Annotated in this window: 9 protein-coding genes; 3 read left to right on the top strand and 6 right to left on the bottom strand. The window is 53.9% G+C overall.

Annotated features, from left to right (window positions below; genetic code table 11):
- Positions 1 to 17: 17 nt before the first annotated feature.
- Positions 18 to 3,236, top strand: a complete 3,219-nt coding sequence (locus tag U738_RS02760) for a non-ribosomal peptide synthetase (protein WP_035577082.1) — start codon at positions 18 to 20, stop codon at positions 3,234 to 3,236.
- Positions 3,237 to 3,260: 24 nt separating this feature from the next.
- Positions 3,261 to 13,817 carry a non-ribosomal peptide synthetase gene (locus U738_RS02765; RefSeq protein ID WP_051912748.1) on the top strand — a complete coding sequence of 3,519 codons (10,557 nt, stop codon included), beginning with the start codon at positions 3,261 to 3,263 and terminating at the stop codon, positions 13,815 to 13,817.
- A 57-nt stretch (positions 13,818 to 13,874) separates the two neighbouring features.
- Here U738_RS02765 and U738_RS02770 read toward each other — a convergent pair whose 3' ends face one another.
- The 5 genes from U738_RS02770 to U738_RS23405 all read right to left on the bottom strand — a co-directional run bounded on the left by U738_RS02770 (position 13,875) and on the right by U738_RS23405 (position 20,616).
- Positions 13,875 to 14,738, bottom strand: a complete 864-nt coding sequence (locus U738_RS02770; protein ID WP_035577087.1) for an ABC transporter substrate-binding protein — start codon at positions 14,736 to 14,738, stop codon at positions 13,875 to 13,877.
- Positions 14,739 to 14,796: 58 nt separating this feature from the next.
- Positions 14,797 to 17,007: a TonB-dependent siderophore receptor gene (locus U738_RS02775; protein ID WP_035577088.1), complete on the bottom strand. Its 2,211-nt coding sequence runs from the start codon at positions 17,005 to 17,007 to the stop codon at positions 14,797 to 14,799.
- Between the two features lie 158 nt (positions 17,008 to 17,165).
- Complete coding sequence (locus U738_RS02780; protein ID WP_035577089.1) at positions 17,166 to 18,119, bottom strand: alpha/beta hydrolase; 954 nt, start codon at positions 18,117 to 18,119, stop codon at positions 17,166 to 17,168.
- 65 nt (positions 18,120 to 18,184) lie between these two features.
- Positions 18,185 to 19,480 carry a lysine N(6)-hydroxylase/L-ornithine N(5)-oxygenase family protein gene (locus U738_RS02785; protein ID WP_035577090.1) on the bottom strand — a complete coding sequence of 432 codons (1,296 nt, stop codon included), beginning with the start codon at positions 19,478 to 19,480 and terminating at the stop codon, positions 18,185 to 18,187.
- Positions 19,481 to 19,503: 23 nt separating this feature from the next.
- On the bottom strand, positions 19,504 to 20,616 hold the full coding sequence (locus U738_RS23405; RefSeq protein ID WP_035577091.1) for a GNAT family N-acetyltransferase: 1,113 nt from the start codon (positions 20,614 to 20,616) through the stop codon (positions 19,504 to 19,506).
- Between the two features lie 209 nt (positions 20,617 to 20,825).
- Between U738_RS23405 and U738_RS02795 the strand changes: the two genes are divergently transcribed.
- Positions 20,826 to 22,550, top strand: coding sequence for a cyclic peptide export ABC transporter (locus U738_RS02795; protein ID WP_081899029.1), 1,725 nt, complete (start codon positions 20,826 to 20,828; stop codon positions 22,548 to 22,550).
- Here U738_RS02795 and U738_RS02800 read toward each other — a convergent pair.
- A complete protein-coding gene (locus tag U738_RS02800) occupies positions 22,458 to 23,018 on the bottom strand; it encodes a cytochrome b (RefSeq protein ID WP_231896748.1) in 561 nt (186 codons plus the stop codon). The genes U738_RS02795 and U738_RS02800 overlap by 93 nt on opposite strands.
- Positions 23,019 to 23,068 lie beyond the last annotated feature (50 nt).

Genomic DNA, 23,068 nt, shown 5'->3' on the forward strand with positions numbered 1-23,068 from the left:
GTATTGGGAGTCAATAAATGAATGCGATAACGGAACAGCAGAGCCTTGCCCATTGGCCGCTTAGCCCTGAACAGCGCGCGGTACTGACGGCGGCGGAAACTAATGAAGGTGGCACCCAGCAGGCAGCGTCTGCGCAGGTCGATGTCATGGTGCAAGCCAAAGTTATGGTGGCCGATATTCAAGGTGCACTTGATAGCTCACGGCTAGAAAGCGCACTGAGTAATGTTAGGCAGCAGCATGAAGCCCTATCGACGGCTCTGAAGAGCGTAGCGGGGTATCGCGGGCTGCGACACCAGGCGCTTGAAGAACTACCTGCTATTGAGTGGCGGTATGAGGACTTACGCGGCAGATATGAACAGGAACCACTGCTCGACGGTGATCTCAATGACGCTCTCAAAAACTATAGCGAGGCACTCAAGCTTCGGCCCATGGCGGTCGAGAGTGGCGAGCTGCTACGTCCAGCGCTGCTGCGTACTGGTGAAAAAAACTGGGTATTAGTGCTGGCTGTTTCGGCGTTGGTGGCGGATCGCGGCAGCCTGCAGTCGCTGTTCTCGGCGTTGGTGGAGGCTTACGATCAGAGCGGAGGAGCCGATGATGAGTCTGCGCTGCAGTATTCCCAGTTCATCGAGTGGCGCGCTTCTCTCGAAAACGACGATGACGCTGAAGAGGGCCGTGAGTATTGGCAAAGGCACCAGCAGCATGCCGAGCAGGCAGGCGCATGCTGTTTACCTGCAAGGCAAGCGAATCGCTATGGCGTGCGGGTAGAGCATGAATATGTGGCTTGTCGGCTCGAACCAGACCAAGTGGCGCGTATCGATAGCCTTGCAGACGAGCTTCAAGTATCCGCTGAGGCAGTATTGCAGGCAGCTTGGTGGGCGTTACTCGCCAGAATTAGCGGCAATGAGAGTGTGCTAGGTGGCTGGCAACACGACTGCCGTCAGGATTACGAGGTGATGCAAGGGGCGATCGGGCTCTTCGACAAGGTACTGCCGGTACTGGTTGAAGGTGTCGCTGATAGCGATTTCTCTGGCTGTATCGCCCGTTTATCAGAGCAGTTAGAAGCGCATACCCAAGCCCAAGAGTATTGGTCGATTGATGCGCTGCCTGATAAGCGCCACCTCGCAGTGGGGTTCGCATTTTCAGAAGGCGTGAATGAGTTAAATACGGCAGGTTTGCAGTGGCGCTTGCGAGAGTTGCCAGGGCCATCGGCAGAATTTGAACTTGCCTTGCAGATAGGCCGCAGTAAGAGCGGCGTGGTGGCGACGCTCTGCGCCGACCCATCTTGCTATAGCCGAGCGGCGGCTGAGTGTCTGCTGGGGCAGTACCAGGCGCTGCTACAGGCGGGCCTAGCCGACCCCGCGCAAAAACTATTTTTGGTGCCGCTTGTTTCCCCTGAAAAGCAGCGGGCATTGTTGTTGGCCGACGATGAAAAAGTTGATGTTGGGGAACGTAGCGTAGCGGCCCATATCGCTGCCTGGGCGGCTTCGGCGCCTGATGCCATTGCCATTGAAGAGCAGGGCCGCACGCTGAGCTACGCCCAATTAGAAGCCCGCATCAATGGTATCGCGCGGTGGTTGGATAATCAGGGCGTCAAACATGGAGATTATGTAGCGCTCAATTTGCCCCGTTCCACTGATTTGGTCGTGCTGCTACTGGCAGTATGGCGTGTAGGTGCCGCCTACCTGCCGCTTGATCCAGAGTGGCCCGTAGATCGTAAACGGCGGGTGCTTGAGGATGCCCAGCCCGCGCTAGTAGTAAGCGCTGAAAACGCCGAGGCGGAACCCACTTCACTGGCCCTTCCCGGCATCCGCAGTGTGGGGCTGCCAAAAGAAGTGGATGAAGCGGGTAGTGCCTTGTCGTTTCCAGAGCCTGACCTCGGCGAGGTGGCTTACCTTCTCTATACCTCTGGCTCCACCGGCACGCCAAAAGGCGTGGTAATTGAGCATGGTCAACTGCTCAATTACGTCGCCGGTGCCACAAAGGCCATGGGGCTATCGGTATGCCAGCGCTGGGCGTTGACCGGGTCGCTGGCCACCGACCTGGGCAATACGGCGCTGTTCGGCGCCTTGTTCAATGGTGCCCGCCTGGTGATCGCCGCACCTGACGATATGCAGGATGGCGACCACTTCGCGCGCTTTATGTCGGCGGCCGATATCGATGCACTCAAGATAGTGCCGTCCCATCTGGAGGCCCTGCTGGAGTGCGAAGCTCCCCGGTTGCCGAAAACACTGATTTTAGGCGGTGAGGCAACTTCATCTGCCTTACTTTCGAGCATCGCGCGGATCTCCCCCGAGTGCCAGCTATACAACCACTATGGCCCCACAGAAGCCACGGTGGGCGTTATGGTGCACCCGGTATCGCTGGCGCAAGACGTTGAGGGCCCGCTACCGCTAACCCAGTTGCTGCCGAATTGCCGCTTCCGAGTACTTGACGATAACTTGCACGCGACCCCCACTGGTGGCGTAGGTGAGCTGTATCTGGGCGGCGCCCAACTGGCGCGCGGCTATCTCAATAGCGATGCTTCCGCGTTTGTCGAAGATCCCTTTATTCCCGGTGAACGTCTCTATCGCACAGGCGATCTGGCGTGTGTGCTGCCCGAGGGTGGCGTACGCCTTATTGGGCGAGCCGACGATCAGGTCAAGCTGCGTGGTTTCCGGATCGAACCGGCGGAAATCGAAAGCATGTTGCAAGCACAGCCAGGGGTTAAACAGAGCCTGGTTCGCCTGATGGGACGGGGCGGTGATACCCAGGAACTCGTAGCGTTCCTGATCGCTGACGCCGAGGTAACGTCCGTTGAGGGCCAAGCCCAGCTTCGCGAGCAGCTGGCTGTGCTACTGCCTGAGTCCATGCTTCCTTCTCGTTTTATCCCTGTTGAGCATTTCCCGCGCCTAGGTAACGGCAAGGTAGACACCTCCGCGCTGGAAGCCTTGGCCCAAAAAACAGCGGAAAGAAAAACCTTGGTGAAGCCCCGGGATGCCGTGGAAGCCAACCTGTGTCAGGCCATGGCTGAGCTGCTTGGTCGCGATGAGGTAGGCATTGATGACGACTTCTTCGAGCTGGGTGGGCACTCCTTGCTGGTGATCAAGCTGGTGGCACGCATTCGTAAGCAGTTCGGCATCGAGATAGCCCCCGGTGTGGTGTTCGATCATCCCACCGTTGCCGAGCTGAGGGCCGCTCTACGCGAGAGTGAATACGGAATACAGGAAGAGGCACATCCTTCCTTTTCAATCGAATAGCAGCCTCTAGTTAAGGATTCATCAATGAATGGTATGAGTCAGGAATCTCTAGCCGCTAATCAGAGTGGGCGGTATCAAGAGAGTATCGTAGCGAGCACCCAGGTAGGAGAGCACGTTCCCCTCTCTTTCTCTCAGCATCAGTTATGGCTACTGCAGAACATGGAGCCAGGGTTGAGTGCCTACAATCTTCCACGGGTCTTTCACCTAAAGGGGGAAGTAAATCCTGAGGCACTGGAGCGAGCTTTTAAGGCTGTTATTGCACGACATGCCGTACTGCGTACTCATTTCGTCGAACGAAACGGCGAACCGATGCAAGTGGTTACCACCGGTGCAAAGTTCGAACTGCAGTGCGAGGATTTATCAATACTAACGCCGTCAGAGCGAGAAGCTCGGCTGGCTGTATCCATTAATGAAGTTACAAGCCATGTCTTTGACCTTACCGTCTCACCGGCCTTAGTGGCGAGATGGATAAAAGTGGGTGAGCAAGAGCAAGTGCTTGCTGTGTGTATGCACCACATCGTTTCCGATGCTTGGTCGAACCCTATTCTCGCCAAGGATTTGAAAACAGCTTACTGCTTGGCAGTGGCATCCCAGGATGAGGCCTTTCTACCAGAACTGAATATCCAATATACAGACTATGCAGCCTGGCAACGCGAGAGATATGAGCGTGGTGAGTTTGAGAAAAGTTTAGCGTATTGGAATAGTTATCTGGGTGACCAAGTACCAGACATCGAGCTCCCCACTGACTATAAGCGCCCTGGGGTGCAGAAGTTTTCAGGTGCCCGTTCTTCTATAGCTCTGCCTGCTGACCTTGTTGATGCGCTGCGACAACTCTGTCGGAAAGAAAAGTGTACGCCATTCATGATCCTATTAGCGGCATGGCAAGCCCTACTGGCGCGCTACAGCGATCAGATGGAGTTCGCTGTTGGAGTGCCTCATGCTGGTCGGCCGTTCGATGAGCTGCAAGACCTGATGGGCTACTTTGTATCTACTCAAGTGTTTCGCGCCAACTTATCGCCTGCTATGACGCTTCGCGATATCGTCCAGCAGGTTAGGAAAGATGCTCTCGGGTTGATGAATCATGCGGATCTGCCCCTAGAGATACTATTGGAAGCTCGTAGTGAGCAGCGCGATCCGTCACGCAATCCTCTGTTCCAGGTTATGTTTGGCGTACAGATGGATGGTGACGCCGAGCAACTGGAATTTGATGGCGTCATTGCTGAGCCAATGAGGGCAGAAAATGGCACGACTAAATTCGAGCTTTCCCTCAATTGTGTGATTGGAAAGGAAGGCGTTCAATGCGATCTGGAGTATCGTACCGATCTCTTCGAGCAGGGGACTGCTGAAAAGCTGCTCGAGCGCTACCAGCAGGTCTTGACGACACTTTGCGAGAATTACAATAGTCGCCTGGGAGAGCTTGATATTCTCGGCGCCAGTGAGAGACGAGAGTTGGCCGAGTGGGGGGATAACTCTCCGCGCTTCATAGGAATTGGTACGATCCAGCACCTGATTGAGCGGCAGACTACGGAAAATCCAGAGGCCACAGCGCTAGTATTTGAAGATCAGTCGCTTAGCTATAGCGAGCTTAATACTCGCGCCAATCGCCTCGGGCACTATCTAATCGATCTAGGCGTATGTCCCGAAACTCGAGTGGGCATTGCGATGGAGCGCTCCATTGAGATGGTGGTGGGGCTGTTGGGTATTCTCAAGGCGGGGGGCGCCTATGTACCGTTGGATCCGGATTACCCCGCCGAGCGATTGGCCTATATGGTCGAGGACAGCGGCATCGAACTGCTGCTCACCCAGCACCACTTGCGTGAATCATTGCCGGTAACCAATGCTCTGAGAGTTGTTGAGTTGGATCGGCTGGACGTTGCTCATCATGCTTTTACCAATCCAGCTGTGGCGCTGCATAGCGAGCACCTTGCCTATGTGATCTACACCTCGGGCTCTACTGGGCGACCCAAGGGCGCGGCCAATCGCCATCACGCGTTGACTAATCGCTTGCAGTGGATGCAGGAGGCCTATGGTCTAACGGCCAACGATGTGGTGTTACAGAAAACGCCGTTCAGCTTCGACGTCTCGGTGTGGGAGTTCTTCTGGCCGCTGATGCAGGGGGCGCGACTGGTGATGGCGCCACCAGGTGCCCATCGCGAACCGGCACAACTGGTCGAGCTGATCCGTACCCACAAGATCACCACGCTACACTTTGTCCCGTCGATGCTGCAGGCCTTCCTGGCGCATGGCGGTGGTGTGGGTGAGATAGAAGAAGCCTGTACGAGTCTGATGCGCGTGGTATGCAGCGGCGAAGCGCTGCCGGCGGAGTTGCAGAACCAAGTGTTTGCACGACTGCCTCACACGGGACTCTACAACCTCTATGGCCCTACCGAGGCGGCCATCGACGTTACTCACTGGACATGCCAAGACGATGGACTCAACCAAGTCGCTATAGGTCAACCGATCGCCGGTATCCGCACCTACGTACTGGATAGTGATCTCAACATGGTGCCGCCCGCGGTCGCGGGTGAACTCTATCTCGGTGGCGTGGGCTTAGCACGGGGTTACTTGAATCGCGAAGGCTTAACGGCGGAACGATTCGTCGCTGATCCCTTTGTGCAGGGAGAACGCCTCTACCGCGCCGGCGACTTGGTGCGCTGGCGGGAGGACGGTCAGCTCGAATACCTGGGCCGTCTTGATCACCAGGTAAAGATCCGCGGCCTGCGTATCGAACTAGGCGAGATCGAAGCCGAACTATTAGCTCAGCCAGAAGTTCGCGAGTCAGTAGTGGTCGCTCAAGAAGGCCCCGGTGGTTCTAGGTTGGTCGCTTATGTGGTTCCCCAAGTCGATAGTGAACTCGACACTAGCTCACTACGTGAAGCGCTAGGTCAAAAGCTACCAGATTATATGGTGCCGGGCGTTGTGGTCTCGCTTGATGCACTTCCGTTGAATGCCAACGGCAAAGTAGATCGCAAGACGCTACCAGAGCCGGACTTAGCTAGTGGCTCGCAGTATGACGCGCCTCACGGAGATGTAGAAGAAGCGTTGGCGGAAATCTGGTCGGAGATACTTGGCATCGAGCGGGTGGGTCGACACGATAATTTCTTCGAGCTGGGTGGCCATTCATTATTGGCTCTGAAGGTGTTGGAGAAAATGCGGCATCAGGGACTGACGGCGCAGGTACGCACGCTGTTCCAATGCCCAGAACTGGCGGCCTTTGCCCGGGCATTGACGCAGACATCAGAGCAGCAGGAAATCATCATTCCCCCCAACCGCATTCCAAGTGGCTGCTCGGCAATCCAACCCGAGATGCTGACTTTGATTGAGCTCAATGGCGAAGAGATCAGCGCCATCGAAGCGGCCGTGCCGGGTGGTGCCCGCAATATCCAGGATATCTACCCGCTAGCACCATTGCAGGAAGGTATTCTCTTCCACCACCGTTTGCAGGAAGAGGGTGATGCCTATGTCACCCCGCGTCTGCTGGGGTTCGACAGCCGAGAACGTCTGGAAGCCTTTATTGATGGTTTTAACCAGCTTATTGCCCGTCACGATATTCTACGAACTGCTGTGTTATGGGAGTACCTGCGTGAGCCGGTACAGGTGGTTTACCGGTATGCCGAGTTAGCTCTCGAATGGCTAAACGTGGATGGCGCCTCATCACAAAGCGTTGCCGAACAACTGAATGCCGAGGTGAACCCTGAGCACCACCGCCTCAATGTACGTCGAGCTCCCATGCTGCGAGCAGTAGCAGCTCATTATCCTGAGCAAAAACGCTGGCTGCTGCAGCTACCTAGCCACCACCTGGTCATGGATCACACTACCCTCGAGCTATTGGTGGAAGAAATTTCCCTGATCCAGCAAGGTCGTGAAGATGAGCTGCCCAAACCACTCCCATTCCGCAATTTCGTTGCCCAGACCCGACTAGGGATAAACCAAGAAGAGCATGAGGCCTTCTTCCGTGAGCAGTTGGGCGATGTTGAAGAACCAACCGCGCCCTTCGGGATGCTAGATATTCGAGGAGATGGCGGCGAGATCGAGGAATTTCGCGTTACTTTGGAAACGGCACTGGCCCAGCAGGTGAGGCAACAGGCTCAGCGCTATGGTGTGAGCACGGCTAGCCTGTTCCACCTGGCTTGGGCCTTGGTGCTGAGCAAGACCACTGGGAGGGACGATGTGGTGTTCGGCACCGTGCTGTTCGGGCGCATGCAGGGCATCGAAGGTGCTGAGCGGGCACTGGGGATGTTTATCAATACGCTCCCTGTGCGTATCAAAATGGGCACTCAAGGTGTCGATAGATGCCTGCGTCACACCCACGATACTCTATCTGATCTAATGCACCACGAGCATGCCAGCCTTGGTCTCGCGCAGCGCTGTAGTGATCTATCTGGGGGGGCGCCTCTGTTTACCAGTTTGCTGAACTATCGTTATAGCGCTCCCCAGCAAGCAGGAAGTTCCAGCCATACCTGGGAGGGCATGGAAGTGTTGGGCGGCCAGGAGCGTACCAATTATCCTCTTGGCATGGCGGTAGACGATCTGGGAGAGGGCTTTCAGCTAGTGGGCCAGGTGAGTCGTTCGATTGGTGCCCATCGGCTGTGTGATTACATGCGTTCGGCTGTGGTCGGCATCGTAGAAAGGCTTCGAACGGCACCGCAGCAAGCGATAAGTGAGATCAGCCTGTTAGGAGAAGCAGAGCGGCGGTTGTTAAGTGAATGGGGGGTGAATTCATACCAGTATCTTGCTGCTCAGCCAATCCATCGACTGATTGAGCACAAAGTCGCGTTAACGCCAGAGTCTACTGCATTAATATTTGCAGATCAGTCAGTTGGCTACGCCCAACTCAATACCCGCGCCAACCAGTTGGCCCACTACCTTATCGGCCTAGGCGTAAAACCTGAGACCCGAGTGGGTATCGCCATGGAGCGCTCCATCGAGATGGTGGTGGGGCTACTGGCTATCCTAAAGGCGGGTGGAGCCTATGTGCCGTTAGATCCCGAGTATCCCGCAGAGCGGCTGGCCTTCATCGCCGAAGATAGTGGCATTGAACTATTGCTGACTCAGCACCACTTACGCGCGTCATTGCCGGTAGCTGATGGCCTAAGCGTTGTTGAGTTGGATCGGCTGGATGTTGCTCATCATGCCTTTACCAATCCATTGGTGACGCTGCACGGCGAAAATCTTGCCTATGTGATTTATACCTCGGGATCCACCGGGCGGCCCAAGGGCGCCGCCATCCGCCATAATGCCTTGACCAACTGCATGGTCTGGATGCAGGAGACCTATCAACTCACCGATACCGATGCCGTACTGCACAAGGCGCCGTTCGGGTTCGACGTGTCGGTATGGGAGATTTTCTGGCCGCTGAGTGTTGGGGCACGCTTGGTGATCGCCCAACCAGGCGACCACCGGGATCCAGAACGCATCATTGAGCTGATTCAGCGGCACGGCGTCACCACGCTTAATTTTGTGCCCTCCATGCTCAAGGCCTTCCTGGCCTATCCCGATGTTAAACCCAAGACGCGGCTCAAACATATCATGTGCGGTGGCGAGGCCGTTCCAGCCACGCTACAGCAGGATGTGGCTGAGTGCCTCGACGGTGCCCACCTGCATGATCTCTATGGCCCCACCGAAACTACTATTCATGTCACTCACTGGTGGTGTCGTGATGACGCTCACCGCCAGATTCCCATTGGGCGACCCATTAGCGGTACCCGCACCTACGTCTTGGATGGTGAGCTGAACCTAGTACCACAGGGCGTTGAGGGAGAGCTCTATCTCGGCGGGATAAGCCTTGCCCGTGGATATCTCAATCGCAGTGATCTGACAGCGGAGCGCTTTATCGCCGATCCGTTCATGGAGGGCGAGCGCCTCTACCGCACCGGCGATCTGGTGCGCTGGCGGGAAGATGGCCAGCTCGAGTACCTGGGCCGACTCGATCACCAGGTGAAAATACGCGGCCTGCGTATTGAACTAGGTGAGATCGAAGCTGAACTGCTATCGCAGCCGAAGGTTCGCGAGGCGGTGGTGGTAGCGCAGGAAAGCTCCACTGGTTCGAGACTGGTGGCCTACGTGGTTCCCCAGGCCGACCTTGAACTCGACACCAATTTACTACGTGAGGCGCTAGGGCAACGGTTGCCGGACTACATGGTGCCGGGAGTTGTGGTCACACTGGAGGCGCTGCCGTTGAATGCCAATGGCAAAGTAGACCGTAAAGCATTGCCTGAGCCTGATTTAGACAGTGGCTCGGAGTACGAGCCGCCTCTGGGCGGAGTGGAAGAAGTCTTAGCAGAGATCTGGTCTGAAGTGTTGAGCGTAGAGCGTGTTGGCCGATACGATAACTTCTTCGAGTTAGGCGGACATTCGCTGCTGGCTCTGAAAGTGCTGGAGAAAATGCGGTATCGAGGTCTGAAGGCCCAGGTGCGCACTTTGTTCCAATACCCGGAGTTGGAGGCTTTCGCTCAAGCGCTGATACAAGCGCCACAGCAAGCCGAGGTCGTCATCCCCATCAACCGGATTCCTTATGACTGCCAAACGCTGCAGCCTGAGATGTTGACGCTAATTGAACTCAATATTGAAGAAATCAGCGCGATTGAAGCGCTAGTGCCGAGCGGCGCTGCTAACATCCAGGATATCTACCCACTAGCACCACTACAGGAGGGAATTCTCTTCCACCATCGGCTGCAGGAGAAGGGAGATGCCTATGTGACCCCTCGGCTGTTGGGCTTTGATAGTCAGGAACGGTTGGAACAGTTTATTGCTAGTTTCAATCAGCTCATTGCGCGCCACGATATTCTTCGCACCGCCGTACTCTGGGAGGGACTTCGTGAGCCGGTGCAGGTGGTGTACCAGCATGCTGCCCTGGAGCTTGAGTGGCTGGAAGTGAGTCAAGATTCCTCTCTCAATATTGCCGAACAGCTGAACGTCGAGGTGGATCCCCAATATCACCGCCTGGATGTGCGCCGAGCACCCATGCTAAGAGCGGTTGCTGCATACGATGCCGAGCAAAACCGCTGGCTCTTGCAGTTACCTAGCCACCACTTGGTGATGGATCACACCACCCTTGAGCTATTGGTAGATGAGATCGCTCTGATTCAACAAGGCCGTGAAGACGAGTTGCCTAGACCGATCCCATTCCGCAACTTTGTAGCTCAGGCCCGGTTAGGGGTGAGCCTAGCAGAGCATGAGGCCTTTTTCCGTGCGCGGCTGGGCGATATAGATGAGCCAACAGCGCCTTTCGGATTGCTGGACGTACTCGGCGATGGTGGGGATATTGAAGAAGTGCGCGTTCCTGTGGAAACAGAGCTAGCCCAGCATGTGCGGCGACAGGCGCAGCGGCATGGTGTCAGCACGGCCAGCCTGTTCCACTTAGCCTGGGCGTTGGTTCTGAGCAAAATCACGGGGCATGACGATGTGGTATTCGGTACCGTGCTATTCGGACGCATGCAAGGCGTGGAAGGAGCCGAACGGGCGTTGGGTATGTTTATCAATACGCTACCGGTGCGTATTAAAATGGGGCCTCAAAGTATCGGTAAGTGTCTTCGCCACACTCATGACGTTCTGTCTGAACTACTTCATCATGAGCATGCCAGCCTGGGACTGGCACAGCGCTGCAGTGGTTTACCTGGAGGGACTCCACTGTTTACCAGTTTGCTAAATTACCGTTATAGCGCCCCTCAACGAGAGGGACGTCCCGCTCATACCTGGGAAGGTATGGAAATGTTAGGTGGTCAAGAGCGTACTAACTACCCGATCACTATGTCGGTGGATGACCTGGGTAATGGCTTCCAACTGGAAGGGCAAGTTAGTCGTGTAATCGGTGCCCAGCGGCTGTGTGATTACATGAGTGCTGCGATGGCCGGGATTGTGAAGAGTCTTCAAACGGCGCCTCAGCAATCAATAAGCGAGATCAGTCTGTTAGGAAAAGACGAACGTCAATTGCTGGGCAAGTGGGGTGAGAATGCTCAACAGTATCTCAACCCTTCTCCAGTCCAACATCTGATTGAGTGTCAAGCTACGGTAACCCCCGAGAGTACAGCTCTTATCTTTGATAATCAGCATCTCAATTACGCTGATCTCAATGCTCGTGCAAACCGCTTGGCTCACTATCTGATTGGGATGGGAGTGCAACCCGAGGTTCGAGTGGGTATCGCCATGGAACGCTCCATTGATATGGTGGTGGGCCTTTTGGCTATTCTCAAGTCGGGGGGCGCCTATGTGCCGCTGGATCCTGAGTACCCCTCGGAGCGGCTGGCCTTCATCGCCGAAGATAGTGGCATTGAACTGTTGCTGACTCAGCACCACTTGCGCGCGTCATTGCCGGTAGCTGATGGACTAAGCGTTGTTGAGTTGGATCGACTAGATGTTGCGCATCATGCTTCTACCAATCCAGCGGTGACGCTGCACGGCGAGCATCTTGCCTATGTGATTTATACCTCAGGATCCACCGGGCGGCCCAAGGGCGCCGCCATCCGCCATGATGCCTTGACCAATTGCATGGTCTGGATGCAGGAGACCTATCAACTCACCAATACCGATGCCGTACTGCACAAGGCGCCGTTTGGGTTCGATGTTTCGGTATGGGAGATTTTCTGGCCGCTGAGTGTCGGGGCACGTTTGGTGATTGCCCAGCCAGGCGACCACCGGGATCCAGAACGCATCATTGAGCTAATTCAGCGGCACGGAGTCACCACGCTCAATTTTGTGCCCTCAATGCTCAAGGCCTTTCTGGCCTATCCCGATGTTAAAACCAAGACGCGGCTCAAGCATATTATGTGCGGTGGCGAGGCCGTTCCAGCGACGCTACAGCAAGATGTGGCTGAGTGTCTTGATGGTGCCCACCTGCATGATCTCTATGGCCCTACTGAAACTACTATTCATGTCACTCACTGGTGGTGTCGTGATGACGCTCACCGCCAGATTCCCATTGGGCGACCCATTAGCGGTACCCGTACCTACGTCTTGGATGGTGATCTTAACATGGCACCGCCAGGAGTCGCTGGAGAGCTCTATCTCGGCGGGGTAAGCCTGGCCCGTGGATATCTCAATCGCAGTGATCTGACAGCGGAGCGCTTTATCGCCGATCCATTCACGGAGGGTGAGCGCCTCTACCGCACCGGCGATCTGGTGCGCTGGCGGGAAGATGGCCAGCTCGAGTACCTGGGCCGCCTTGATCACCAAGTAAAAATTCGAGGATTACGCATTGAGCTAGGTGAGATTGAAGCTGAACTGCTAGCGCAGCCGGAAATTCGAGAAGCAGTAGTGGTTGCCCAAGAAGGCAACGGTAGTTCGAGTCTGGTGGCTTATGTAGTATTCCAAGCCGGTACTGAGCTAGACACAAGTGCATTACGCGAGCGACTGGGAAAACAGTTGCCGGATTATATGGTGCCGGGATACGTGGTCATGCTTGATGCACTACCGCTGAATGCAAATGGTAAAGTGGAGCGCAATGCCCTACCAAAAACTTATTTAGAAGAAACCCGTGAATACATTTCACCTTCAACTACAGAAGCTTGGCAGCTGGCTGAAATTTGGCAGGAGGTCTTGGGGGTCAAACGAGTCGGCGAAACCGACAACTTCTTTGAACTGGGTGGAGACTCCCTGTTAAGTCTAAAGGTATTAAGCCGTGTGCGGGCTCTTAAGTCTGCTAAGCTCGATTTCAAACTTCGCGACCTGATGCAGAAGCCGACCATTGCTGGCTTGTTAGGGCTGGGAGAGTCCTCGGATGCTTCGCTAGATGGTGTGGTTAAGCTCAATGGCGAAAGCCAGGGGCAGTCACCATTATTCTGTTTGCATGCAGGTATGGGCACCCTTTACGACTATCAACCGTTGGCACGGCGTCTACAGGGAGTATGCACGGTATATGGGCTACCGTGCCGAATGCTAACCGACCCTCAACATTGTGATACGTCGTTGGAAGCGATGGCTGATGATTATGCATCAACTATCCGGGGCTTGCAGTCTCAGGGCCCCTATCGATTATTGGGCTGGTCTTTAGGTGGTACCTTGGCCGCAATGATTGCGGCACGGCTTGAAAAGCAAGGCCAGGAGGTGAGCCTGTTGGCGCTGGTGGATCCCTATATCCCCGGTAGCGGCCAGAAGAGCGCTGATGATTGGCAGAAGGATTTTGTTAACTTTGCATCAGTAATATTGCCAGGTGTATCGCTTGAAACGCTCGACGGTAATGAGGCGTGCGTGAAGGAACCTAGTGAGGAGGAGTTTGCCATTAATCTGGAAAGGTTGATTGCATCATACGATGCATCTGGCCGTGAGGGTTACGCTGCATTGGGTAGCGAGGAATTAGCCCGGATATTTTGTGTAGCGCGGCACTTGAAGTTTCTTTCATTAAAAACTAGTACTTTGCCAAAACTACGCTGTACAGCAGACTGCTGGTGGGCAGATGGACGACCGAAGGAGCAGCGACAAGCTCTAGAGTATCAGTTGGGCCAGCTATTGAGGCGCACAATCAACACTTTTGATGATCATTACTCAATCGTCATTGGTAAAACATTACTTTCGCAATTAGTGGAGTTATTACAGGAAAGAGAAGCTTCACGTTATATGCCTATTGCTAATAAAGGCCTAGCCTAAGTAGCTGTTATACCATGCAACTCTCTTCCCAGCTTCATGCTGGGAAGAGTCAATTATTTATGAGCCATTACCACCATCTGTCAGTGCGGTGGTCAAAGAGTCTGCAAACCGAAGAGCGGATGGAAGAGCTCCTATTGGCCAATACTTGGCGGGAAGATAAGTAATTTTTCCTTCGCGTTGGCTAATAAGTACTCGCCAGATGCCGCTATTTTCAAGGCGATTACGGATAGTTGCCTGAAAAGCAGGGCTCTCAATAATAAGTAGGTGACCTCCTGTTCTTGCCAATTGGTCGATAGATACAAGTGAAATCCCTATATCACTTGTGGGCTGATCCCAAGCATTGGTTAACCCTAGCTCATCAATAACACCTTGTAGTAAGCTGTTTTTCCCGTAAACCCAAGCATGGCGATCATCTCTGAATTGAACAATCAGAACTGGAGTGGCTTTATCTTCTATTTTTTCCCTTAAAATCGCCATTTTTTGGCTTGCTTGCGCAGTAACTCTCTCAGCTTCTTGCAAGAGATTAAGTTGTGCTGCAATGTCGAAAGTAAAATTAATAATAGATTCCCATGGGTTTTCCTTAAAAGGGTAAAGAGAGATATTAGAAGTTGGTGCCATCTCTGAAATATGCTGTAATAAAATCGAATTATCACCAAATATAAACGTAGGGTTATAGTCTGCTACTAACTCTAAGTTGGGCATAGGTTTTAAGCCTATGTCGATAGCGTCGCCTAATGGGGTCTCATTGCCAGTCCATATATGATAGCCTCTAAGCTGAGTGATTGCTATAGGCGTTACTCCTAGCATGCTAAGTGTTTCAGCAGTAGCCCAATCGGAAGTGACAATTGCCAGTCTTTCAGAACCAGCAGAGTAGCTTGAGAATAGGCAAACAATAAAAGTAAGTAGAAGTTTTTTTAGCATGTTTTTGACATTGAATAGGTTAAATAAAAAGCCCCGAATTTAAATTCGGGGCTTTGTTTTACCAAGCGTAGGATATAGATCCTATTACGCTCCTGCCTACGCCATACTTACACGAGTTTCCGAAATATCCACAGTCACTTACGTACTCCTTATCTGTAACGTTGTTCGCATTGACCTGTGCACGCCAGCCTTCAAAGCTAGCATCGATACTTGAAAAATCATAGCTCATGGATGCATCAAAAAGTGTCGTAGAAGGTAGTGAGTTTTCATTGGCGCTATCATAGAAACTTGAGCCTATGTAGCGAACACCGGCACCCAGACCTAAACCGTTCAATGTTCCACTATTAAAGTGGTAGTTGGCCCATAGGTTCGCCATATTTTCAGGTTGTCCTGTTGGTCTTTTTCCTAGGTTGTCAGTATTGCTTTCAGTGACTTCTAGATCCAAGTAAGTGTAGCTGGCTACTAGGTCTAAACCAACTGGTAAACTTGCTCTTCCTTCAAGCTCAAGACCTCTAGAGCGCCACTCTCCGGTCTGCTGATTGAAACCTGGGTTGTTTAAATCGGAAGTCGTAACATTTTGGCGAGTCAGGTCGAATATTGAACCAGTGATTGAAATATTGCCGTCATTAGAAAGGTATTTTATGCCAGTCTCATATTGCTGGGCTGTTTCTGGTTCAAAAGTTGCACCATCAGCACCTTGGCCTACCACTGGCAAAAAAGAGGTAGAGTAGCCAATGTAGGGTGTTAATCCATTATCTGCAGTGTAAGCTAGTCCTGCTCGATATGTGAATTCTTTGTCACTTGCTTTATTTTCTGTATTTGTTAGACGATTACGATCAGTTTGACTGCTCCAGTCATGACGACCAGCAAGTGTTAAAGCCCAGCGGTCATCAATTTTTATTTGATCCTGAAGATATAAACCTGTCTGCTCTAACTCTTGTGAAGCGCTGCCTTGGGTCGTCCACGTGAGGCTGCTAGTACCATAAACGGGATTGAAGACATCTAACGGTGTGAGGCCTTGAGGTAAGTCCACAGTGAAATCGTTATTGGCTTTTTGCCAATCCACACCTACCAGAATTTTATGATCAACTCCTTGCGTATTTATATCAAATTGTAGCTGGTTATCCGTCGTGATAGCGTCAACATTTTCATCTCGTCTCAATCCATATCGTGGTACTGTACGAAGGTCATCCATCAATTGACCAACATAAATGTTTGTAATATCTGTTTCTGCTTCACGATAGCGGGTATTTTGCCGAACGGTTACTGTGTCATTGAACTTATGCTCGAATAAACTTGCCACTGAAAAATAAGTTTGTTCGAAGTTGTCAGTGCCAGGCTCACCGATGAAACGCGAGCGAGGGATTTCACCATTGGGGTTACTATCCAATGTACCTGCCTGAGGGAGTGCATAGTAAGATCCAACAGTATCCAGTTCTTTATATTCTGCTAATAAGGTGAGAGAAGTTCTATCATTCGGTGTCCAGGAGAGGCTTGGTGCAAGATAAGTACGGTCATTTTTTGTATAGTCAATTTCTGCATTCGCATCTCTTAGTAAACCTACAAAACGATACTTCAGTGCTCCCTGGTCATCTAGATAACCACTAACATCGGTAGCGATCTGATTGAGATCGTTACTTCCTGTAGAAACTCGAACTTCGCCTTGGGGTATGTCGGTGGGTTTTTTACTAACGAGATTGACGATTCCCCCTGGGCCGCCTTGTCCATAAAGAACCGAGGAAGGCCCCCTGAGAACTTCAATTCTCTCTAAACCATAAGGTTCTGAGACGGTTCTTCCCTGGTTGTTGAACGCAGTGAGCCTCAATCCGTCGCGATAAAAAAGCTCTGTAGCACTGAAACCACGTATGGAAACAAAGTCACGTCTTGGGTCTAGCCCGTTAGAGTTACCAATAACGCCTGCGGTATAACTCAAGGTGTCACCGATGGACTGAGCTCCCCGCGCTTCAACCTCATCGCGGGTAATAACAGATATTGACTGTGGCACTTCGTTAAGAGGAGTGTCAGTTTTTGTGCCAGTCGCGCTACGTGTGGCCACATAGCCATCAACTGGTCCCGTTGCTTCTTCATAGAGGCGGCTTTCGGTTACTTGTAGGGTCGGTAGTGTGGTGCTTGTATCGCTGCTTTCATTTGGCTGTAGATTAGTGTCTTGAGCGAGAGCAGCTGGTGCCACGAATAGCGTCGCAGCGCAGGCATTAGCAATGGCCACGGAGAGCAGTTTCCTGCGCAGGCCGGTACGAAATTGGTGCATGATAATCCCCTTGAATGATATTTATGTGTTAATGGTAATTGTTATTATTAGTATTATGTTCTGAATTTGTACTGTCTTGCAACACTCTGTTGCCCAAAATGGTACCTGGGGCAAGAGACGCCACAGGTACCAATCATGACGTGCCCCATGGGAGGAAATTAAAAATCAACAGGGCTGGGGTGCTTACTAAGATGGTGCTGAAGTGCTTTGGCGATATCCGCGCGTACTTGACCGGTGGCATCGGGCGTAATGCTGCCCAGGCGTGCGAAGTCGTGCACCATGCCGGGGTATATGGTCAGTTGGGTATTCACGTTCGCTTCCTGTAAGCGGTTCACGTAGGCGATGCCTTCATCGACCAGGGGGTCGTGTTCGGCCAGGGCGATAAATGCAGGTGGTAGGCTTTTGAGATCCGCAGCCTCCAGCGGCGCAAAACGCCAGTCGTGGCGTTCCTCATCGCTATTTAGATAGTGGCCAAACATCCACTGCAGGGTGTCTGCTTCCAGTAGGTAGCCTTGTGCGTATCGGCGGTGAGACTCGCTGTCCTGCCAGGCACTGGTACAGGGGTAGAGCAAAATCTGGCAGCGTGGAAGGTGCCAACCATTATCACGCGCTGACATGCAAAGAGCCGTGGCCAGGGTGCCACCTACACTGTCACCACCCACGGCGATACGTGAGGTATCGATGCCCATCGCTTCGCCATGCTTCAGCAGCCAGCAATAGGCATCTTCAGCATCGTGAAAAGCCGTCGGAAACTTGTGCTCGGGGGCCAAGCGATAGTCGACAGCCAACACTGTGTAGCCAGTTGCTTGAGCGATGCTTTGGCAGAGCGAATCGTGAGAATCCAGGCTGCCCAGTAGGTAGCCGCCACCATGGAAGTAGAGCAGGGTGGGCGCTAAAGACTGCTCGCCTTGGTAGCGGCGTAGTTCAAGAGGGTGGCCATCTCGACAGGTAATGCTCAGTGCCGTTGCATCGTTAGATATTGGCTCATCAAGCATCTGTGATGATGCCTCGTAGGCAGCGCGTGCCTGTTGTGGTGAGAGCGAGTGGAAAGGCGGATTGCTGCTATCGGCGACCAGGTCTAAGAAAGCGGCGACATCAGGATGTAAGGACATAATGGGCGTAAGTCTCGGTATTAGGGGCCGCTCTGAGAAAGCGGCCATGCGTTAATAGTGCTTGGTTAGTCCGCGCCTACTAGTGAGGGAGTTGATACTCCTGAATAGGATGTTGGCAGTGCCTCATTAAGCACTTCACAGATCTCACTTGTCCTGGCTGCCAAAATCGACAGCAGGGTATCGCTTAAACCATGGGTGGGCTCGCAGCTGCCTTGCAGGAAAATAGCCGGTTTGAACGCAGGCTTGGTGTAGAGCTGATAGTGGCGGTTAACGGCAAAGTCAGGCAGGTAGTCCGCGACGGGGGCCAATAGCTGTTTATGGGTGTCGCGTATATAGCCTGTTGCTAATACCACTGCGTCGTAGCGAGTGGAGTCCGTATGACCACTCTCTAAATCGCGAACATTTAGCTCAATACCTTCGGGGCCTGCTTGACTACCAATAACTTCATGGCGGCGGCGGAAGCGGTGGCGGGCCTGGCCGGTTACTTTTTGCTGATAGAACACATCGTAAATCTCCTGAATCAGCGCCAAGTCAGGGGCTGAGTAGTTAGTGCTTTTGTACTCCTGCAGCAGTGCTTCCCGCTGGCCGGTGGGGTTGTTGAACACGTAGTCGGTGTATTCGGGATTGAAAATCTCGTTGACGAAAGGGCTATCGTCGGAGGGTTTAAAGGCCCATGCCCGGCTAATAAGATCCACCTGAATGCCTTCACGGCCGTGTAGATCAAGGAATATCTCAGCGGCGCTCTGGCCCGCACCGATCACCGCGATGCGTTTGGGGGCGTCTTGCTTCGCCAGCTCTCTCAGATAGTGGCTGGAGTGGAAGACCCGTGGGTCGTCTTTTAGCCCGGCGAAGCATTCAGGTACATTGGGCGCGCCCCCCACGCTAATTACCAATGAACGGGTGAGCCTTTCCTGCACCGCGCCACTCTCATCCCGTGAACGCACGCGGAGGTAGGCGACCTCGTCGTTATCAGTTTCGGGCAGCACTTCAAACACATCCTCTCCATAGGTGCACTGGTGTTCAAAGTGGCTGGCAGTCCAGCTTAGGTAGTCATTGAATTCGTGGCGGCTGGGGAAGAAGGTCTGCAGATTGATAAAGTCCTGCAGGCGGCCTTTGCTGTGGAGGTAATTGAGAAAGCTGAAACGGCTTCCTGGGTTGCGCGGCGTGACCAGATCTTTGAGAAAAGAGATTTGCATATGGGCATTTTCCAGCAGCATATGCGGGTGCCAAGCAAAGCAGGGCTGGCGCTCAATAAACAAGGCATCCTTCGCTTGCCCTGCCTGGCGCTGTTCGTCGAGAGCTATGGCCAGGGCAATATTGGAGGGGCCGAAGCCGATGCCGATCAAATCGTGAATATGCATAAGAGTCCTCGTGGCTGATGTGTCTATGGGGTGAAGCGTGGATCGGGTCGTGGCGCTGACCCAGGGTGCGAGGGCAGCGGAATCCAACTGCGCTCGTTAAAAAAGTGTTCGCGTAGCTGCATGCCGAGCATGGCCCGCTTATGGGGGAAATCGAACGCCTTCACATGGGCATAACCGCACTGTGCAAGATTGCGCAGCATCTTGGTGTTATCTACGCGGGGTTCAATCACCAGGCGCTGGGTGCGGCAGTCGTCCAGGAACAGGTAGTGCGAGATAGAGGGCAGCCAAGCGGCGACATAAGGCCGCCCGCGAAAAGCGGCTTCACCGATCAGCACGTGCCAGCCGCGGTCAAAGTCACCGACATCGTAATAAGCGCCGATGCGATCCTCCTTGGCCCAGTAGGTCTCAAAATAGCCGAAGGGCTCGCCGTCGATACAGCCGATAAGTGGTACCACACTGGGGTTTTGCAATGTGCTCTCCAGCCGTTCGCGGTGCTGTTGCAAATCACCCTGCTCTTCCCAGAAGTGAGCGACAACCGGGTCGTTCATCCAGCGGTTGAAGCGTTCAAGGTCAAGTGCAAGGTCAAGCACTCGAAAGCTCAAGGTGGCATCCAGCCAGGCAATATGACGCTGATAGACCGTGCCCCTGGGGCGCGGCGGGCGGCGTGGGTGTCGTGTTCCACTCACCATAATGGGTTGCTGCGGGTAAGGGCGCGTGGGGGGCGAGTTAAGCCAAAGCGTGGGTAACTGCCAAAATAGCTCCGCATATACCCAGAGCTCTCCATGGCTATCTTTAACCGCGATGCCGGCGGCACACAGGTTGGCGTGCAAAGCACTAGGTAGCTGAAGGCGTAATGCAACAGTGCCTGGGTAAAAGGCAAAAGCGCCTTCGATAGCGGCAAGCAGTGCCGGGAGCGGTGGTGCTGAGCGCTGCGGCCAGCGCAGCGTCAAGCAGTGGTTGTCATCCACCAGTGCCCACTCAAGGCGCTCTTGATCACCCTTCACATAAAGCGACTGTGTAGTGACCTCGTAGCTGACTTGATAGTCGTAGCCCTCGGGGCGTGAGATCAGCGAGGCCACCGCGTGGCTTTCAGAGGGTACGTGTACCTGTGGTTGTGCCTGGACAGAACTGGACACCGCTAAGCTCCTATCAATAAGAACGAATCAAAGAAACGAATTAAAATCACCCCGCCGGAGGGCGGCGTTACTGACTTCCTTATCTAATGACGAATGAGAATGAGGCTTGTTTACATAAAATTGGTTAACTTTTTACGCGAGCGGTTCGTCATTAGAGGTAGGTGCCGATTTCCAGTCGCTTTTTCTAATGGCTTTCCAATGAGGTGAATGTGCTTCCCTATCTGATTCGTCGAACTCGCGGGTTGATGACCGCTGCTGCGCTGGCCAGCATTCTCTCGGGGCTTTTCAGCGTGCTGCTGATTGCCCAAATCAATGCGGCGTTAAACAGCGATGCCGCCAGCCGTGCCAATGCGGCTTGGGGCTTCGCGGGGATTGCTGTGGCCCTAATGCTCTGTCGGATGGTGTCGACGGCGCTGTTTGAGCGGTTGGGGCAGCGTGCGCTGGCCGAGTTACGCAGTTTTGTCGCCCAGTGTGTGGCCGAGACCCCTTTTGCTCACTTCGAGCGTGTGGGCAGTGCGCGGATCCAGTCGGCACTCACCGAGCACAGCAATAACGTGGCGGTACTGTTCGTTAGCTTGCCGGTGATTTTGACCAATACGGTCATCGTGGTGGGGTGCTTGGGCTACCTGGCGATGCTCTCATGGCAGGTGTTCCTGTTTGCTTTAGGGGTGATTGGGCTGGGCGCTGTCGGCTACCATCTGGTGCACTTACGCGCTATTCATTACCTACAGTCCGCTTCATCCGAGCAGGATCGTCTGTTTGGACATTTCCGCGCGCTGACCGATGGTGCAAAAGAGCTGCGGCTACACCAACGCAAGAGCCGTGTCTTTATGGATCAGATACTGGGGGAGTCGGTTGAAGGCGTGCGGCGGCTGCGTACCTATGGCATGTCGCTGTTCGTGATCTCGACCAGTTGGGGGCAGTTCCTGATGTACGCCTTTATCGGTCTGGTGTTGTTTGTGTTGGCGGGCGATGGGCCTAACCAAACCCAGGTAATGACCGGATTTGCCCTGGTGTTTGTGTTTATGGTGACCCCCCTTGAAGGCTTGCTGATCAATATCCCGCGGATCAATATGGCGCGGGTAGCTGCTAGTCGAATTGATGACATCACACGCGAGATGCCCCAGGGGCAGGAGAGGCAGGTGTCACCTCAGGTGCCTGCCTTGCAGCGTCTCGAGTTGCGCGACGTCACCCATCAGTACTACCACGAGCAGAGCGATGACTTCTTTGAGTTGGGGCCGATTAATCTGAGTTTTACGCCGGGGGAAGTGGTTTTTCTGGTGGGGGGTAACGGTAGCGGTAAGACCACGCTGGCCAAAGTAGTGGTGGGGCTTTATCCGCCTGAAGGTGGTGAGGTATTGCTCAATGGCGAGCGGGTCGAAGCGGATGGCTTGGATGCCTACCGGCAGCTTTTCTCGGTGGTGTTCTCAGACTTCCATCTCTTTGAACGTCTGTTAGAGGCACCGCGTGATGGCCTGGACGAGGAGGGTAATCGCCTGCTGGCCAAGTTGCACCTGCAGCACAAGGTGCGGGTTGAAAACGGTGCGTTCACCACCCAAGCACTCTCTCAGGGGCAACGTAAGCGCTTGGCGCTTGTCGTGGCCTACCTTGAGGATCGGCCCTTCTTGGTGTTTGACGAGTGGGCGGCGGATCAGGATCCGTTATTCAAAGAGGTGTTTTACTGCGAGGTGTTGCCCGAGCTAAAACGCATGGGCAAAGCGGTGTTGGTCATCACCCACGATGACCGCTATTTCCACCTCGCGGATCAATTGGTGCGGCTGGAGAGCGGCAAGCTGTTGACTGCTGAGTCTGAGACTGCCGAAGAGCCGCTAGCGGAACCCTCATCGGCCACTTGCCCCCACCATACGCGCCAGTACCCGGTCTTTGAGCCAGAAGCGGTGAATCAGCGCCATCATGATGTGGCCGATGACTAATCCACATAACAGCCACGAAAGCGGGCCGTGAAGGAGCTCGGCGGGGGCGACCATCCAGGTGATGTCGCGTTCCGCTTCGGGTAGCAGCTCAATGCCATAAAAGCGTAGCGCTCCACCGCGGCCGATCTGGCGCAAAATAGCGAAAGCGGGCAGCCACAGCAGCAGCCCATAAAACGTGATATGGACAAAGCGCGCCATGCGCCCGCCTAGACCAGGTGATAGGGGCGGGCGTTGCTTGCGGTTGTTCCATGCCCAGCCAAGGCGCGCCAGGGTCACTATCAGAATCATAAAACCCAATGAGCCGTGAGGCCCGATGCTCGCCAAGAACAGCGTGATAGCGTTTTCGCCCATTCCTCTCCAGGCCAGCAACACGGTAAATTGCAGCGTGACCAGCGCGGCGGTCAACCAGTGAAGTGTACGGCTGACCCGCCCATAGCCGTTGGGGCTGTCTCGCCAGCCAATAGGCATTTGAGCTGGCTTGCTTGTGAGATCACTGTTTAACGCCGTGTTGTTTGCCG

Origin of the sequence: Halomonas sp. TG39a, from assembly GCF_000744395.1 — a bacterium.
Classification (GTDB): domain Bacteria; phylum Pseudomonadota; class Gammaproteobacteria; order Pseudomonadales; family Halomonadaceae; genus Vreelandella; species Vreelandella ventosae_B.

Bases quoted from the DNA above. Each gene is read 5' to 3' on its own strand.
- U738_RS02760 (WP_035577082.1), top strand. From the start codon at position 18: ATGAATGCGATAACGGAACAGCAGAGCCTTGCCCATTGGCCGCTTAGC.
- U738_RS02785 (WP_035577090.1), bottom strand. From the start codon at position 19,480: ATGCATATTCACGATTTGATCGGCATCGGCTTCGGCCCCTCCAATATT.
- U738_RS02780 (WP_035577089.1), bottom strand. From the start codon at position 18,119: ATGTCCTTACATCCTGATGTCGCCGCTTTCTTAGACCTGGTCGCCGAT.
- U738_RS02800 (WP_231896748.1), bottom strand. From the start codon at position 23,018: ATGCCTATTGGCTGGCGAGACAGCCCCAACGGCTATGGGCGGGTCAGC.
- U738_RS02775 (WP_035577088.1), bottom strand. From the start codon at position 17,007: ATGCACCAATTTCGTACCGGCCTGCGCAGGAAACTGCTCTCCGTGGCC.
- U738_RS02765 (WP_051912748.1), top strand. From the start codon at position 3,261: ATGAATGGTATGAGTCAGGAATCTCTAGCCGCTAATCAGAGTGGGCGG.
- U738_RS02770 (WP_035577087.1), bottom strand. From the start codon at position 14,738: ATGCTAAAAAAACTTCTACTTACTTTTATTGTTTGCCTATTCTCAAGC.